The following is a 15844-nucleotide window of genomic DNA, read 5'->3' as shown; positions in this document are numbered from 1 at the left end:
GCGGATCACTGGACGGTGAAGCCCTGTTGCTTCGCGTACGTGACGATCTGGTTGTGCAGGTCGGTGGCCGCCTGCGAGCCGGTCGTCTGACCCTGGTTGATCTTCGCGATCTGGGCCTGGAGCTGGGCGTAGTAGTAGACGGTGAACGGGCTGTAGACCGCGCCCTGGTACGCGTTCTCGGCCGGGACGTAGATGTCCTTGTTCACGGTCTGCCCGTTGAAGAACTCGATTTTCGCGTTCAGGAACTCGTCCGACTTCAGGACGTTCTGGTTGAGCGGGAAGATCGTCTGGGTCTGCCAGCCGTCCTTCAACGACGCGTCATCGGCGTACAGGCCGAGGGCGACCTTGGCCGCCGCCGCCTTGTCCCCGGTCTGCGAGGTGACCGCGAAGGCCGAACCGCCCCAGTTGACCGAGACCGGGTTGTTCGTGTCCCACTGCGGCAGCGGGGCGACCGCGAACTTGCCCTTGTCGGCGCCCTTGCCCACGCCCGCGCCGGTCAGGTAGCCGGGCGCCCACGCCGCCGAGACGTAGGTGGCGTACTTGCCGCCCACCATCCCGGCGATGTAGTCCGTGGTGAACTGATCCTCCTTGCCGACCAGCCCCTGCTTGGACAGGTTGCCCCAGTAGTCGAGCACGTCCTTGGTGGCCTGGTCGTCCAGCTTGATCGTGATGTTCTTCTTGTTCGACAGGTCGTAGACGAACGGCTGCGCGCCCTTCTGGATCATCAGCGCGGTGGTCACGGCCGGCACGTTGCTGCCGAAGTCGCCGAAGACCGGGCCGCCGGCGTCCTTGACCTTCTTGGCGTCCGCGGCGTACTCGTCCCAGGTCTTCGGCGGGGTCTTGATCCCGTACTTCTCGAAGATGTCGGCGCGGTAGATCAGCGCCATCGGGCCGCCGTCGACCGGCGCGGCGAAGACCTTGTCGCCCTGCGAGACGTCCTTCCAGGCGCCCGCGCTGAAGTTCTTCTGGATACCGGAAGCCCCGTAGGGCGCGAGGTCGACCAGTGCGTCCTGGATCTCGAAGCCGACGAGCTGGTCGGCCTCGAGCATGATGACGTCGGGTGCGCCCTTCTTCGCCGAGATCGCGGTCTGGAACTTCGCGTACTCGGGCTGACCCTGGCCGGCGTTGGTCCAGCAGACCTGGACGTCGGTGTGCTGGTTGTTGAAGTTGTCGACGACCTTGGCCATGTTCGGGTACCAGGCCCAGACCAGGACCTTCTTGGCGTCCTCGTGGACGACCTTGTTGGTGCAGTTGGTGGCCTTTGCCGCCGTGCCCCCGCCGCCGGCCGAGTCGTCCCCGCCGCCGCAGGCGGCCAGGCCGAGCGCGAGGACGACGGGGGCCATGAGGGAAAGAGTGGTTCGGAAACGCATTCCTGGCCTCCTGTGATCAGCCGCGCGCCGTCGTTTCCGGGCAAAAAGGGCACAGAAGATTACCGAGCGTGCTGGCGGCTCGGGTGGACGACGCGCTATCTGGGTGGATGCCGAGGGGAGGGGGAGCTCACCGCTCGCCGGTGATGTGTGAGGTAAATTCCTATTGCAGCGCTGCAAAGGACTATGCCTCGGCCGTTCGGCTCTGGCAAGAGGCAACGTCGCGGAAATACCTTCGTGACCGCGGACAACAAACAGGGGAGGCCACCCTTGCGAGAAACTACGCTGCGTGATGTCGCCGAGTTGGCCGGCGTGTCACCGCGCACGGTCTCCAACGTGGTCAACGGCTACGCCAAGGTCACCGACAGCACGCGGGCCAAGGTCGAGCGGGCGATCGCCGAGCTCGGCTACCGGCCCAACGTGCTCGCCCGCAACCTCGCGACCGGTCGCTCCGGGCAGATCGTGGTGGTCGTGCCCTACCTGGACACGCCGTACTTCGCCGAGCTGCTGCAGGCGATCATCCCGGCCGCCCGCAAGCTCGGCTACAACGTGCTGATCGACCAGACCGACGGCGATCGCGCGCACGAGGGCGAGCTCATCGGGCGCGGCTCGCGCCGCTTCCTCTTCGACGGCATGATCATCAGCCCGCTGGGCCTCGCTCAGGACGACCTTTCCGTACGCGATCCCGACCTGCCCCTCGTGGTCCTCGGCGAGCGCCGCTCGGACGGCACGTTCGACCACGTCGGCATCGACGACCTGGCGGCCTCGACCGAGGCGGTGTCGCATCTGATCGACATCGGCCGCCGCCGGATCGCGGCGATCGGTGACCAGCCGTACCCGACCGGCGAGGCGGCCCAGCTGCGCACCCGCGGATTCCGGGCCGCGCACCAGGCGGCCGGCCTGCCGGTCGACGAGTCGCTGATCATCGGCACTCCCCGGTTCAACCGGATCGACGGCGCCACCGCGATGGCCGCGCTGCTCGACCGGGCGGACCCGCCGGACGCGGTGTTCTGCTACAGCGACCTGGTCGCCTCCGGCGCGATCCACACCCTGCTCGACCGCGGTCTGCGGGTGCCCGAGGACGTGGCGATCATCGGCTACGACGACATCGAGGACGGCCGCTACAGCCAGCCCACGATCAGCACCATTCAGCCGGACAAGAAGGCGATCGCGCAGCTCGCCGTCGATCGCCTGGTGCTGCGGATCGGCAGCCGAGAGCCGGTACCCGGGGTCGAGCTCAAGGTGGCGCACCGTTTGGTGCCCCGGCAGAGCACGATCGGTCGTTGATCCGGTTGACCGGCGCACCTGCCCGGCGGAGCGTTCATGAGCGGCGAGCGGGCCGCCTTCCGCGGTTGGGGAGTTGACGGACCATTTACCCGGGGGAATGTAGGTTGTCCGGTTGAAACGGCTTCGTCGAGCACCCGAAGGAGCGGACCGTGACGTTTTCCGCCCGTGAGCGCTGGATCATGCTGGTGGCGAGCGCCTGGCTCGTTACCGGCCTGCAGTTGGACGCCTACGCCCACGCGACCACGCCCCAGCTGGAGACCTTCTGGACGCCGTGGCACGCCGTGCTCTACTCGGGGATCGCCGCCTCCGGACTGACCCTGGTCTGGCTGCTGCGCTCGCGGCTGCCGCGGATCCCCACGTACGAATCGGTGCTCGCGCTGCCGAACGCGTTGCGGATCCCGATGCTGGGCATGGCGTTCCTGCTCGTCGGCGGCGCGATCGACACGTTGTGGCACAACATCTTCGGCATCGAGAAGGGCCTCGAGATCTTCGTGAGCCCGAGCCATCAGTTCATCATCCTGGGCATGGTGCTGGTCGCGGTCGGGCCGGCCCTGATGACGACGGCGCCGCGGCTGGGCCTCGGCGACGCTGCGCTGGTCACCGTCTCGGCGCTGCTGACCGTGCTGCCGCTGCACATCTTCTCGCTGCACGCCAACGTGCTGGGCCGGATCTACTTCGGCAACGGCGACAACCCGGTGCGCATCTACTCCAGCGACGCCCAGATGATGCACGCGTATCTGTTCACCACGGCGCTCCTGCTGCTGCCGATCGTCCTGATCGGACGGCGGTGGTCGGTGCCGATCGGAGTGCCCACGGTGCTGGTGGCGGTGCCCGCGCTGGCCATGCATCTGATGTTCCTCTCCGACGAGAAATGGTGGCTGTCGCTGACGGTCGCCGCGGCCGCCGCCGGTGTCGAACTGGTCATCCGGGTGGTGGGGCCGCTGCTGTGGGTCTCGTCGTCGGTGGCCTGGCTGCTGCTCGGGCTGGCCGGGCCGCCGGTGGTGTGGGGCACGCTGTTCCTGGTGGGGGACATCGAGATCGGGGTGGGGTGGAACATCCACATCGTCGCCGGGATCCTCACCTACGTCTCGTTGACGGGGGCGGCGACGGTGCTGGTCGCCCGCAACGTGCGGCCGCCCGCACCGGCCGCGGCGGGGCCCTCGCCGGAGCTCGCCTCGGACACCGCTGCTTCGTGACGTCGTTGCCGCTTCGCCGGGTGGTTTCGCCGGCCGTGCTCGCCATGTCGCTGCTGGTAGGGCGGGTGGTTTCGCCGGTCGGGCTCGCCATGTCCTTGCTGGTTCGGCGGGTGGTTTCGCTGGTCGGGCTCGTGGCGGTCGTGCTCGCCGGGTGGGCGTCGCCCGCGTCCGCGCACGCGGGCGGCCTCGTCGCCACCGATGCGCGCAGCCGGGTGGTGTCGGTGACGCCGTCGGTTCCCGGCATGTCGGTGGCCACCATCGAGGACGGCGCCAAACTCCGGCTGGTCAACGGCACGGCCTCCGTGGTGGCCATCCCGCCCGGCGGCGGGCCGGCCGCCCCGGCGACGGTCGCCGCGGGCCACACCGCGATGTGGGCCGATTCGCGTACGTCTCCGGTCGGCAAGAGGATCGGCGCGGGTGCCGTGCGGCCGTGGACGCTGGTGCTGGAGGTGGCGGGTGCCGCGGTGACGGTCACCGGGGTGCTGGAGGGCGCTTCGCCGCCGGCCTTCGTCGTCTGGTGGGGGGCCACGCTGGCGTTGGTCGTCGCGATTCCGGTGGTCTGCCGCCGTTCCGGCCGTTCCGGCGGCTCCGGTCGGTCCCGCCGCGGGGAAGTGGTGCTGGCCGGGGCCGGACTGGTCGCCATGGCCGCGTCGATCGCGCACGTCACCGGCTCCACGATGGAGGTGGTCTCGGCGCCGGCGCTGGGCACGTTCGTCAGCGCGGCCGGCGTCAACCTGCTCGCCTGGCCGCTGATCCTGGGCGGCGCGGTGGCGGCGTACCGCGGCAGACCGGCCGGGCTGCTGGCGGTGTGCGCCGGTGCGGCGCTGACCGCGGTCTCCGTCCTGCCCGACGTGACGTCCTTCCACCGGGCCGTGCTGCCGTTCGCCGGACCCGACGCGATCGAACGTGTTCTGGTCGTGCTGGCGCTCGGCGCCGGCGTCGGCACGGCGGTGGCCGGTGGTGCGGTGCTGCGCGGGCTGGCGGCCCAGGAAGCGCGCGCCGGAGAGCCCGCATGAAACGTCGCTGTCCGTGGTGGCTCATCGGCGGCGCTGTTCTTCTCGCGGGGTGCGGGCAGGCGCCGGCGACGCGGGTCTCCGACTGCTCATCGACCGCTCCCGGGACCGTCGTGGTCACCTCGGCCCTGCGGAACGGGCGGGCAACGCCGGCGCCGCACCGGGTGGCGGTGCCGGCGGGTGGGACCGTGCAGGTGCGGGTGGAGTCGGACCAGGTCGTCGAGGTGCACGTCCACGGGTACGACCTCGAATACGACGCTGCCCCCGGCGTACCCGGATGTGTGTCGTTCGTGGCCGATCGGGCCGGGCTCTTCGACGTCGAGGCGCACCCGGACACGCTGCTGCTGCAGCTCGAGGTCAAGTGATCCCGCTCGCGCACGGGATCGGCCAGTCCACCGATCTGCCGCTGCCGCTGGATCTGGTCCTCCAGGCCGGCGCGGCGACCGTGGTCATCTCGTTCCTGGGGGCGGCCCTGCTGTGGCGTCGCCCTCGCCTGGCCGGTGGGGTGGAACGCCATCCGCGTACGACATGGTGGCGTCGCCCGCTGCAGATCCTGGTGCTCGCGGTGTGCGTCTACCTGCCGGCGGACGCCCTGCTCGGGCCGCGCGACGAGTCGAACCCGGCGGCGCACGCCCTTTACGTCTGGCTCTGGGTCGGGCTGATTCCGCTGAGCGTGCTGTTCGGGCCGGTCTGGCGTGCGGTCAACCCGCTGCGCACCATTGCTCGTCTGCTGCGCCGGCCGGTTCGCGCCGCCCCGGGCGGTCAGCCGTGGGCAGCCGCGGCGGGACTGCTCGCGTTCGCCTGGCTGGAACTGATCGCACCCGATCGGGCCGATCCGCTGGTGCTCGGACTCTGCCTCCTGGGATACGCCGTCGTGCAGGTCGGGCTCATTTTCCGGTACGGCGCGGACTGGCCCGCCCGCGGCGATCTCTTCGAGGTCTACTCCGATCTCGCCGGGCGCCTGAGCCCGCTGCGGTGGCGTCCGCCGCTCTCCGGCCTGGCCGCCGACCATCCGGCCGGGGCGGGGCGAGCCGCGTTCCTCGCGATCTGGTGGGGATCGACCATCTTCGACAGTGCCGCCGGGTCGCCGGCCTGGGCCGGGTTCGTGCAGCGGGCGGGCGCGCCGGTCCTCTGGTCGACGCTCGGGCTGGTGCTGATCTGCGGCGTGGTGTTCGTCGCCGTCCGTACGCTTCCGGGAAAGCTCGACGTGACCAACTCGTTGATCCCCATCGCGGTCGGTTACACGCTCGCTCACTACCTCACGTTGCTGCTAGTCGAGGGGCCACGCGGCGGGTTGCTGCTCGTCCAGCAATGGGGACTGGCCGAGGGCGCGACGTGGAACGTGCTCCCCGACCCGCACGTGATCTCCGTGCTGCAGGTGGCGCTGATCCTGCTCGGCCACGCGCTCGGCGTGCTGGCCGCCCACGACCTGGCCCTCGCGGACAGCCCCGGCCGGCCGCCGCTGGCGGTGCTGGCCGACGAGCTCCCGGTGGTCCTTTTCATGATCGCCTGCACCTGGACGGGCCTGTTCCTGCTGTTCGTCCGCTGACCTCTGTTGTGGAGACGACTACCTGGAGTAGTCATTGAGGGTTCAAATGTGACCGATTTCTGACCCGGCGGCTCCGCGAGGCGCATCGATGAGCAAAAGATCGCTAAACTACGGTCGTCCCATACCGCTGCTGCTGAGGAGATGTTGGTGGAAGGCGCGCCGACCGATTCGGCTGACGTACCCAACCAGCGCACGGCCGCCGAGCGGGCCGCCGTCGAGCGGGCCGCTTCGTTACGGGCCGTGTTCGCGTCCTCGCCGCGCCCGGGCCAAGGCCCGGATACGCCACGCGTGCCGGGCGAGACGACCGGGAGCCGGCCGTTCGCCGGGGTGGGCCGACCGGGTGCGGGCGCGCCCGGCGGACCATGGCCGTCGGCGGGCACGGGCGGGGGGTCGCACCAGGACGCGGCTACCCGGACACCGAAACGGCGCAAGCGTCGACTCTGGCTGATCCCGGTGGTGATCCTGCTCCTCGCGATCGGCGGCGGCGCGGCCTACGTGGCGATGCGCGGGAATCCGTTCCGCACCCAGGATCGTGTCGCCACGGTCGATCCGAGCGCCGGTTCACAGTCCACTCTCCAACCCATTGCGACCGGTCCGGCCGCATCGTTCGGTCCGTCGATCGATACGTCGGCACTGGGCGAATCCGCGCCGTCGGCGAGTGCGTCGGCCTCGGCCTCGCCGCCACCTTCGCCGGTTGGCCGGCCCAATCCGGCCAAGACCGATCTCGCGCTGCACAAGAAGGCCAAGAGCCTCAGCGACGAGCAACCCCAGTACCCGGCCGCGGCCGCCGTCGACGGCGACCCCACCACCCGATGGAGCAGCGGCTTCTCCGACCCGCAGTGGATCCGGGTCGACCTGGGCGCGGTCTGGTCGGTGACGGACATCAAGCTCTACTGGGAAAACGCATCCGCGAAGAGCTACCACGTGGACGTCTCGCTGGACGCCAAGCACTGGACGACGGTCTACCGCACCACCTCGGGCACCGCGGGCGTCCGCGACATCCCGGTTCCCCCGACGCCGGCCCGGTACGTGCGCATGTACGGCACCGAGCGCAACAGTCAGTTCGGTTACTCCCTGCTGGAGTTCGAGGTCCGCTGACGATCGGGCCCGCTCACCCTTCGGTGCGGCGGTGCGCTGATCGTTCGCGGCCGCTCACCCTTCCGTGCGGCGGTGGGCTAACCGCTGCCGAACAGCCGCGCCTGCTCTCGGTGGTGCTCGGCGACCTTCCACAGATCGCGCGAGGTGAAGCCGACGCCCGGTGCGAGCCGCTCCATGTCCGCGGCCGCCGCGAGGTGCCACTGCGTCGCGTGTTCCCGGCAGGGGAGACAGGTCACCTTCTCCGGGCGGGCCGAGGTCATCGCGTACGCGACTTCGAGCCCGCACCCGGTCGTGACGGTGACCGGCGCGTCCCCGACCAGCCCGAACGTGTCGGCGAGCATGCGGCGCGTGGCCGCCTCCCGGTTGAGGTTCCGCTCGACGTGGATGTGCGGGTTCATTTCTGATCGGCCTGACCGCTGGTGGTCTGGTCGGCCTGACCGTTGCTGGTCTGGTCGGCCTGACCGCTGCTGGGCGAGGGGGCCGCCCTGCCCGCCGCGGGCTGCGCGGTTGCTGTGCCGTCCGCCGGCCCGTCGCGCCTCGCCCAGCCCGCCGGTGAAGGCGGGCGGAGGCCGTCGAGGACCACGGCGAGGATCCGATCGCGTGCGGTCACGTCCGATCCCGCGTACTCGATCGCCCTGGACGTGCCCGCCAGCAAACCGATCAGATCGGACACTTCCAGGTCCCGGCGCACGGCGCCGGTCTCCTGGGCGCTGCGGAGCAGCGTGCCCAGCGCGCGCCTGACCTCCTGGTGCACCTCACCGGCGGCCTCCTGCAGGTCGACGCCGGCCGAGGTGAGCATCGCCGCGAGCGCGTTCTTGACCTCGCCCTGCGCGACCGCCTGGCGCAGGAAAGAAGTGAGCGCCTTCCCCGGATCGGAACTTTCCGCGAGCCGGAAAGCGTCGTCGGCGAGCCGGTGGAGGCGGGCCACGAAGACGCCTTGGATCAGTTCCTCCTTGGTCGGGAAGTGCCGGAAGAGCGTGCCGACGCCGACCCCGGCGGCTCGGGCGATCTCCTCGGTGGACACCGTCGTACCGCGCTCGACCAGCACCTTCTCGGCGGCTTCGAGGATGCGGGCGCGGTTGCGACGGGCGTCGGCGCGCAAGGTCATGCGAATCCCGACTGGTAAGCGGAGTGAGTACTCCGTATATTCGGAAGCGGAGTGGAGACTTCTATTTAACCAGGGGAGAAGCGATGAGCACACCCAGGGAAGTTTTCGAGCGGCTCAGCGACGGGATCGGCAGCGGCGACTGGTCGGAGCTGCATCTTCTGTACGCCGAGAACGCCGAGGTCACGATCCCGTTCATGATGCCGGCCGCGGTCCGGATCCACGGTCGCGAGCAGGTTCGCCAGCACTTCGCCCAGTTGGATGGTCAGATCACCCTCGAACCGCGGGACGTCCGGGTCTACGAGACGTCCGATCCGGAACTGATCGTGGCCGAGTTCGACTATGCCGTCGGCGGCCGGGTGCTGCCGAACATCCAGGTGCTGCGCGTGCGGGACGGCCTGATCGTGGAGACGCGCGACTATCACCACCACGCGGCGCTGGCGGAAATGATGGGCTGACTGTCGAAACCGCTCGGGCCCGATCGTGTAGACGATGAACAGCACTCGAGAGGAGCCACCGATGAGGCAATACCTGCTCAGCGTCTACCAGCCCGACGGCGACCCGCCGCCGCCGGAGATCCTCGACCCGATCATGGCCGAGCTGGGGAAGCTCAACGACGAGATGCGGGCCGCCGGCGCGTGGGTCTTCGCGCTCGGGCTGCACCCGGCGAGCGCCGCGACGGTGCTGCGCGATGAGGTGATGACGGACGGGCCGTTCACCGAGGGCAAGGAGCACCTCGGCGGCTTCACCGTGATCAACGCGCCCGATCTGGACGCGGCGCTCGCCTGGGGGCGGCGGATGTCGGCGATCCTGCGGCCGCCGCTCGCGATCGAGGTTCGGCCCGCGGTGTGAACGAGGGGAGCCGGCCGGTGCCGGATCACACCAAGCCGCACCGGCCGGCCCGCCCGGACATGCCGGCCCGCCCGGACATGCCGGCCCGCCCGGACATGCCGGCCCGCCCGAACATGCCGGCCCGTCCGGACATGCCGGATCAGCCGGACATGCCAGCTCGCCCGAACATGCCGGACGAGCCGGACACACCGGATCAACCGAATATGCCGGATCAGGCGGATATGCCGGATCAACCGGATAGGCCGGGCTGCCCCGACTCTCCGGCGGAAACGATCGGTCCGGCCGGAGGGTACGACGCGATCGCGATCGAGCGGATCTTCCGCGCCGAGTACGGCCGCGCCGTCGCGGTCCTGACGCGCCACTTCGGCGATCTCGACGTGGCCGAGGAGGCGGTGCAGGAGGCGTTCGTCGCGGCCGTCCGGCGCTGGCCGGAGCTGGGCATCCCGCCCAGCCCGGCCGGCTGGATCATCACGACGGCGCGGAATCGGGCGATCGATCGGCTACGGCGCGAGTCGGGCCGGCCCGCGGTCGAGGCCGCCGCTTCGGGCTACGCCGCCGGCTTCCGCGCGGCTGTGAACACGGGTGGCGCTTCCGGATCGGATGTGCCGGACGTGGGGTCGGATGTATCGGATGCGACCGAATGGGGCGACGACATGCTCCGGTTGATCTTCACCTGCTGCCACCCGGCGCTCGCGCCCGCCGCCCGCGTCGCGCTCACCCTGCGCCTGCTCGGCGGCCTGTCCACCGCCGAGATCGCGCGAGCGTTCCTCACCACCGAGTCCACCATGGCGCAGCGAATCTCCCGCGCCAAGGGCAAGATTCGCGACGCCGGCATCCCGTACCGGGTGCCGCGGGACGCGGAGTTGCCGGTCCGCCTCGGCGGGGTGCTGGCCGTCCTCTACCTGATCTTCAATGAGGGGTACGCCGCCAGCGCCGGCGGCAACCTCACGCGGCCCGATCTCACGTCCGAGGCGATCCGGCTGACCCGCACCCTCGTACGGTTGATGCCGGACGAGCCGGAGGCCCGCGGCCTGCTCGCGCTGATGCTGCTGATCGAGGCGCGCCGACCGGCGCGGATCACCCCGGCGGGCGACCCGGTGCTGCTTTCCGACCAGAACCGATCGCTGTGGGACCGCTCGAAGATCGAGGAGGGGAAGTCGCTGCTGCGCGCCTGTCTGCGGCGCAACCAGCCCGGGCCGTACCAGATCCAGGCCGCGATCAACGCGGTGCACGCCGACGCTTCCCGAGCGGACGCGACCGATTGGCGGCAGATCCTGCTCCTGTACGACCACTTGGCCGCGCTCACCCCGACCCCGATCGTCGCCCTGCACCGCGCGGTGGCGCTCGCCGAGGTGCACGGCCCGGCGCCCGCCCTCGAGGTGGTCGACGCTCTCCCCGATCTCGACCAGCACCATGTGCGGCACGTGGTGCGAGCCGACCTGCTGCGGCGCCTGGGCCGGCTCGCCGAGGCCGCCGATGCCTACGACCGCGCCGCCGACCAGGCCGGGAACGAGCCGGAACGGCGCTTCCTGCGCGCCCGCGCGACAGCTCTCCGAGGCAGGTAGCAGTCGACCAGCGGGACGTTCGCGGTCCGTCGGCGGGCCGTCGCATGCCCAATGCCGGTGCGGTGCGGCCGATGGAAAGGCGACCGGGCCGTCGGGCGCCGCCGGTGCGAAAGGCGACGCGGCCGTGGGCGGGCGATGGCGGTCACCGGCCCACGACCACGCCGGTCGTCGCGCCCTCGTGTCCGAAGGCACGGAAGGTATCCCACCCCGAAAGAACCGTATGCGCAACAGTTCTGTCTCATAGACGTCGCTCGCCGCCAGTTCGGGCAAACTTTCGATTGTGGACCTCGACGTGGTGAGCCGGATCGTTGCTGAGCGGGGAGCGGCCGCGCAGCTGTGCGTGCTGGCGCCTCGCCACGACGCCGACCAGTGAGGGCGAGTCCGATCGGGTCTCGCGGATGCCGATCAGATGGTCGGAAGGCTTTCAACTCGGCGGGTTGAGCGGCGAGCGGTACATCGGGGCGCGATCCGATCCGCTCGCGTTCGGACACAACGGATCCAACGCGTGCATGGGGTGGGCCGATCCGGGACGCCGGCTCGTGGTCGCCTACCTGACGAATCGGCTCGGCGGCGGTCCGGCGCGATCGCCGCACCAGTGCGCGATCAGCGACGCGATCCTCGCCGCGGCGGACGCTGCCGCGACGTGAGCCGATCAGCGACGCGATTTTCAATGATGCGGGTGCGGTCGTGGAAGGCGCATCTCCAGCGTGAGCTCGTCGTGGATCTCGATGCCGAAGTCACCGACCAGCGGAATGCCCGGCTTGATCCGCCGCGACCCGTCCACCCCGCCCGGGGTCACCCCCACCAGTCGCATGCCGCGTCGCTGATAGAACCGGAGCGCGTCCAGGTTGTCGTTCGTGGTGATCAGCCAGAGGCGCCGCAGCCCGGCCCGCTCGGCATGGTCGGCGGCGGCGTTCAGCAGGACCGTGCCCACTCCGGCGCCCTTCACCACCGCATCGATCGAAACTACTTCAAAAGCGTCACTTCCGATTGCGTACGTGAGAAGCCCGGCCAACCGTCCCCGCCGCTCGGCCAGGATCGCCGGCAGGGTCGCGGCGTCGTAGACGACACCGTGAGCGATCACGATCGTGCTGCCCCAGGAGCGGCTCAGCAGGTCGACGATCCGGGAATGGTCGGCCGCGGTGGCTTGACGGACATCGATCCGGTCCATGCTGCTCACGCTAGGGCAGGTTCGGTCGGAAGTGATCCGTCATGTCGTCAGCCGGTCGGCCGGGGTTGCGTGCGTCGGGGTAAAAACGGTCGGAAGTGGTCGGCCACGTCGTCGGCGATCGCGTCGGCGGTGCGGGTGCCGTCGACCTCGATCACGCGGATGCCGTGCCGGCGGGCCTCGCGGACGGCGTCCTCGGTGATGAGGCGGTCGCGTTCGAAACGGTTGCGCGCGGCCAGCTCGGGGTCGCTGACCCGGTGGCCGATGCGCCGCGCGCGGGGGAGGGCGGTGGCCTGGCGCCGGCGCCACGGCTCGGTGGGCGCGAGGACGACCATGCGGGCCGGGTCGGTGATCGCGGCGACCAGTTCGGGTCGCAAGCCCCAGCCGTCGACGAGCACCGGATGCGCGGTGACAATGCCACGCAGGTCGTCGAGCACCCAGCCGAACCGTTCGGGAAAGCCGACGAGGACGCTCTCGGCCATCTGGGCGGGCGTCGGGCCGATCCAGGCCGCTTCCCAGTCGGTCTCGAGCACGTCGCGCCACTTCGGGCCGTCCTGCGCCGGGCGTTCGGTCGTGGTCGTCGCGCTCTCGGTGGCACGCGCTGTGCCTGACGTCGCCGCCTCTTCGGCAGCCCGCGCGCGACGGACGCGAGCGGCGACTCGGCGGTCCTCGTGGCCGCGGGCGTCGTGGTAGTCGTAGTGATAGTGGACCAAATGATGCCGGTCGGTGAGGAGACCGGCGACCGTGGTCTTGCCGGCCCACTGGCCGCCGCCGATCCACAGCGCGTTCCGAATCGTGCCGTCCTGGGTCCATTGCATGGCATCAACGGTCCCTGCCCGGATTGACAAGATCAAGTCTTGTATGTCGTACCCCGGTCTGATGTATTTGGGTTAGCGGACGAGTAGCTTTGCCGGGCATGGAAGCACAGCTCACGGCGATGCGCGGAGAGTTGGTGGGCTTCGCATATCGGATGCTCGGCTCACCATCTGAAGCGGAGGACGCCGCGCAGGAGACGTTGTTGCGGGCGTGGAAGCACGCCGGCGACTACGACCCGGCCCGCGCCACCGTCCGCACGTGGGTCTACCGCATCGCCACGAACGTCTGCCTCGACATGCTTCGCAGCGCGCGGCGCCGCGCCCGCGCCGTCGACTTCGCCTCCACCGCGAGCCCCGGTGGCGACCTCGGCGTGCCGCTCCCGGAGTCGACGTGGGTGCTGCCGATCCTCGACCGCTCGCTGGCCGACCCGGCCGACGTGGCGGTCCGCCGCGAGACCATCCGGCTGGCCTTCGTCGCGGCCCTGCAGCACCTGCCGCCCCGCCAGCGCGCCGTCCTGATCCTGCGCGACGTGCTGTGCTGGCCGGCCGACGAGGTGGCCACCCTCCTGGAGACGAGCGTCGGGTCGGTGACCAGCGCCCTGCAGCGCGCCCGCACGTCGCTGCGCAAAACCGACCTGTCGCCGCCCAGCCCTCTCGGCGACGCGGCCAAGCGATCCCTGGTCGAGCGGTATGCCGACGCCTTCCACCGCGACGACGTGGCCGCCCTGGTCGCCCTCCTGCAGGAGGACGTGGTCAACTCCATGCCCCCGTTCACCTGGTGGATCCGCGGCCGCGAGTCGGTCGCCGCGGTCATGGCCGCCTCCGACGGCTCCTGCCACTCGGCCCGGCTGGTCCCCGAAACGGCCAACGGCGACCTGGCCCTGTGGCAGGAGCGCCCGACGGGCCCAAACGGGGAGTTCGAGCCGTTCGCCCTCCTGGTCTTCGACTTCGGAGAGGAGCTGATCAGCAGCGTGACGACGTTCCTGGGCTACCGAGCCCCGGCCTGACCAGCACCGTCCGGCAGCGCCGCGGCCACCAGGGCCGGTGAGCACCACCGGGTCGGGGCACGGCGCGTCCCCACCGCCGGCGATCACGGGCAATGCCGCCAGGTAGCAGTTCGTCGCGGACACGGCGGTGGGCGCGGCCGCCCGGCGTGCGGCTGGCGGCGGGCCTGGTGGTGGCGGCCGGCGGCGGCTGTCGGGGGTCGGCCGGGCGGTGAGCGTGGGCGGCCGTCCGGGGGCGGGCATGGCGGCGGCTGGGCGGTGGGGTGCGGGTGGCGGCCCTCGGGGGCAGCTGGGCGGTGGGCGCGGTGGTGACGCGGGTGGCGGCCCTCGGGGGCAGCTGGGCGGTGGGCGCGGCGGTGACGCGGGTGGCGGCCCTCGGGGGCGGCCGGGCGGTGGGCGCGGTGGTGACGCGGGTGGCGGCCCTCGGGGGCGGCCGGGCGGTGGGCGCGGTGGTGACGCGGGTGGCGGCCCTCGGGGGCGGCCGGGCGGTGGGCGCGGCGGCGACGCGAGGCGGCCCTCGGGGTTGGCTGGGCGGTGGGCGCGGCCGTCCGGGGTGAGCGGTGGGCGCGGGCCGTCCGGGGTGAGCCGGGAGGTGGGCGCGGACGGTGGGGCGTCCGGATGTCATCGGGCAGGCATGACATCCGGCCCGGGTGAACGGCGGGGACCGGCATGACCATCGGGATATGTCCATGCGCCGGGTGGCTCCCGCGATCGCCCTGTTCTTTCTGTCGCCGCTGGTGGCCGAGTTTCTGCTGGGTGACTTCACGTTGGCTCAGCTCACGTTCGTGCTTGCGCTGGCGCCCGCCTACGGTGGCGCGGCGGTCGTCATACGTGAGCTGACTCGGCGGGCCGGACGGGGGTGGCCCACGATCATCCTGCTGGCCCTCGCCTACGGGGTGATCGAGGAGGGGCTGGAGACCCAGTCGCTGTTCAACCCGAACTATCTGCATGCGCACCTGCTCGACCACGGGTTCGTGCCGGCCCTCGGGATCGCGATTCCGTGGACGCTGTTCGTGCTCTCCCTGCACACCGTGTGGAGCGTGAGCACGCCGATCGCCCTGGTCGAGGAGTGGACCACCCGGCGCGTCACGCCATGGCTGCGGCTGCCCGGCCTGGTCTTCTTCTCGGGGATGGCCGTGGCGGGCGCCGTCTTCACCTTCGCCATCTCCTACGCGGACGGTCACTTCATGGCCAGCCCCACCCAACTGACCATCACGAGTGTCGTGGCCGCGGCCCTGATCGTGACCGCGTTCCGTCTGCCGCGCACGACCGCGCCCGCGTCTGCCGCGCCCGCGTCTGCCGCGCCCGCGTCTGCCGCGCCCGCGTCTGCCGCGCCCGCGTCCGCGGCGCCCGCCCCGGTGGCGCCTCGGCCGTGGGTCGTGCTGGTCGCCATCTTGGTGGGCGGGTTCGTCCTCTTTGCTGGTGACGCGCTGCCTGCCGGCGTGGGTGTGGTCTTGCTGACGGTCGCCCTGGCCGGTGCTGCCGTGCTGATTCTGCGGTGGTCTCGCCGGCCCGGCTGGGACGGGCGGCACCGCCTGGCCACGGCGGCGGGCGCGTTGCTCACCTACGCCTGGCACGGCTTCCTGATGCAACCGGTCATCGCCTCGCCGCCCGCGCTGGTCTTGGTCAGCCACGCGGTGTTCGCCCTGGCCGCGGTGCTGCTGGTGGTCGCCGAGGCCCGCCGGGTCGGCGCCCGCACCGCCGCGTCGGCGGAGGCCGGGAGTGCAGCGGTGGCGGAGGCCGGGAGTGCGGGGGTGGCTGAGGCGGGCTCCTTGACTTCGAGGAACGATCGCGGCGTGACTTGGCCGATGGACAACGTAACCCC

Annotated in this window: 18 protein-coding genes; 13 read left to right on the top strand and 5 right to left on the bottom strand. The window is 71.1% G+C overall.

Translation table 11 applies throughout. From position 1 onward, the window contains the following. Positions 1 to 5 precede the first annotated feature (5 nt). Positions 6 to 1343: an extracellular solute-binding protein gene (locus tag ODJ79_RS20835; RefSeq protein ID WP_263025185.1), complete on the bottom strand. Its 1338-nt coding sequence runs from the start codon at positions 1341 to 1343 to the stop codon at positions 6 to 8. A gap of 294 nt (positions 1344 to 1637) precedes the next feature. On the opposite strand from ODJ79_RS20835, the gene ODJ79_RS20830 reads away from it, so the two are divergent. The 6 genes from ODJ79_RS20830 to ODJ79_RS20805 all read left to right on the top strand — a co-directional run bounded on the left by ODJ79_RS20830 (position 1638) and on the right by ODJ79_RS20805 (position 7510). Next, positions 1638 to 2654, top strand: coding sequence for a LacI family DNA-binding transcriptional regulator (locus ODJ79_RS20830; protein ID WP_263025184.1), 1017 nt, complete (start codon positions 1638 to 1640; stop codon positions 2652 to 2654). 149 nt (positions 2655 to 2803) lie between these two features. Continuing rightward, a complete protein-coding gene (locus tag ODJ79_RS20825; protein WP_263025183.1) occupies positions 2804 to 3850 on the top strand; it encodes a hypothetical protein in 1047 nt (348 codons plus the stop codon). Continuing rightward, entirely contained in the window at positions 3847 to 4866 is a 1020-nt protein-coding gene (locus tag ODJ79_RS20820; RefSeq protein ID WP_263025182.1) for a hypothetical protein, read from the top strand. Before ODJ79_RS20825 ends, ODJ79_RS20820 begins: the two co-directional genes overlap by 4 nt. After that, positions 4863 to 5228, top strand: a complete 366-nt coding sequence (locus ODJ79_RS20815; protein WP_263025181.1) for a hypothetical protein — start codon at positions 4863 to 4865, stop codon at positions 5226 to 5228. Before ODJ79_RS20820 ends, ODJ79_RS20815 begins: the two co-directional genes overlap by 4 nt. After that, positions 5225 to 6412, top strand: a complete 1188-nt coding sequence (locus ODJ79_RS20810) for a hypothetical protein (RefSeq protein ID WP_263025180.1) — start codon at positions 5225 to 5227, stop codon at positions 6410 to 6412. The genes ODJ79_RS20815 and ODJ79_RS20810 overlap by 4 nt, the downstream gene beginning before the upstream one ends. 147 nt (positions 6413 to 6559) lie before the next feature. After that, positions 6560 to 7510, top strand: a complete 951-nt coding sequence (locus ODJ79_RS20805; protein WP_263025179.1) for a discoidin domain-containing protein — start codon at positions 6560 to 6562, stop codon at positions 7508 to 7510. 77 nt (positions 7511 to 7587) lie between these two features. Here ODJ79_RS20805 and ODJ79_RS20800 read toward each other — a convergent pair whose 3' ends face one another. Both ODJ79_RS20800 and ODJ79_RS20795 read right to left on the bottom strand, forming a co-directional pair. Continuing rightward, positions 7588 to 7908 (bottom strand): hypothetical protein, encoded by a 321-nt coding sequence (locus tag ODJ79_RS20800; protein WP_263025178.1) that lies wholly within the window; start codon positions 7906 to 7908, stop codon positions 7588 to 7590. Then, positions 7905 to 8618 (bottom strand): TetR/AcrR family transcriptional regulator, encoded by a 714-nt coding sequence (locus tag ODJ79_RS20795; protein WP_263025177.1) that lies wholly within the window; start codon positions 8616 to 8618, stop codon positions 7905 to 7907. The genes ODJ79_RS20800 and ODJ79_RS20795 overlap by 4 nt, the downstream gene beginning before the upstream one ends. A gap of 83 nt (positions 8619 to 8701) precedes the next feature. On the opposite strand from ODJ79_RS20795, the gene ODJ79_RS20790 reads away from it, so the two are divergent. The 4 genes from ODJ79_RS20790 to ODJ79_RS20775 all read left to right on the top strand — a co-directional run bounded on the left by ODJ79_RS20790 (position 8702) and on the right by ODJ79_RS20775 (position 11679). Then, on the top strand, positions 8702 to 9073 hold the full coding sequence (locus ODJ79_RS20790; protein ID WP_263025176.1) for a nuclear transport factor 2 family protein: 372 nt from the start codon (positions 8702 to 8704) through the stop codon (positions 9071 to 9073). Positions 9074 to 9107: 34 nt separating this feature from the next. After that, on the top strand, positions 9108 to 9467 hold the full coding sequence (locus tag ODJ79_RS20785; protein WP_317620682.1) for a YciI family protein: 360 nt from the start codon (positions 9108 to 9110) through the stop codon (positions 9465 to 9467). A gap of 17 nt (positions 9468 to 9484) precedes the next feature. Continuing rightward, positions 9485 to 11032 carry an RNA polymerase sigma factor gene (locus ODJ79_RS20780; protein WP_263025175.1) on the top strand — a complete coding sequence of 516 codons (1548 nt, stop codon included), beginning with the start codon at positions 9485 to 9487 and terminating at the stop codon, positions 11030 to 11032. A 398-nt stretch (positions 11033 to 11430) separates the two neighbouring features. After that, positions 11431 to 11679, top strand: coding sequence for a beta-lactamase family protein (locus tag ODJ79_RS20775; RefSeq protein WP_263025174.1), 249 nt, complete (start codon positions 11431 to 11433; stop codon positions 11677 to 11679). A 20-nt stretch (positions 11680 to 11699) separates the two neighbouring features. Here ODJ79_RS20775 and ODJ79_RS20770 read toward each other — a convergent pair whose 3' ends face one another. Together ODJ79_RS20770 and ODJ79_RS20765 are read right to left on the bottom strand one after the other, a co-directional pair. After that, positions 11700 to 12203, bottom strand: a complete 504-nt coding sequence (locus tag ODJ79_RS20770; RefSeq protein ID WP_263025173.1) for a GNAT family N-acetyltransferase — start codon at positions 12201 to 12203, stop codon at positions 11700 to 11702. A 47-nt stretch (positions 12204 to 12250) separates the two neighbouring features. After that, positions 12251 to 13018 carry a hypothetical protein gene (locus ODJ79_RS20765; RefSeq protein ID WP_263025172.1) on the bottom strand — a complete coding sequence of 256 codons (768 nt, stop codon included), beginning with the start codon at positions 13016 to 13018 and terminating at the stop codon, positions 12251 to 12253. 98 nt (positions 13019 to 13116) lie between these two features. On the opposite strand from ODJ79_RS20765, the gene ODJ79_RS20760 reads away from it, so the two are divergent. The 3 genes from ODJ79_RS20760 to ODJ79_RS20750 form a co-directional block, all read left to right on the top strand. Further along, positions 13117 to 14022, top strand: a complete 906-nt coding sequence (locus ODJ79_RS20760; protein ID WP_263025171.1) for an RNA polymerase subunit sigma-70 — start codon at positions 13117 to 13119, stop codon at positions 14020 to 14022. Between the two features lie 266 nt (positions 14023 to 14288). Beyond that, positions 14289 to 14576 (top strand): hypothetical protein, encoded by a 288-nt coding sequence (locus tag ODJ79_RS20755; protein WP_263025170.1) that lies wholly within the window; start codon positions 14289 to 14291, stop codon positions 14574 to 14576. A gap of 126 nt (positions 14577 to 14702) precedes the next feature. Further along, the coding region (locus tag ODJ79_RS20750) for a hypothetical protein (protein WP_263025169.1) at positions 14703 to 15844 on the top strand (1142 nt) is incomplete at its 3' end.

The sequence above is a fragment of the Actinoplanes sp. KI2 genome (assembly GCF_025630775.1).
GTDB lineage: Bacteria > Actinomycetota > Actinomycetes > Mycobacteriales > Micromonosporaceae > Actinoplanes.
This window is presented reverse-complemented; position numbering and strand designations above follow the sequence as displayed.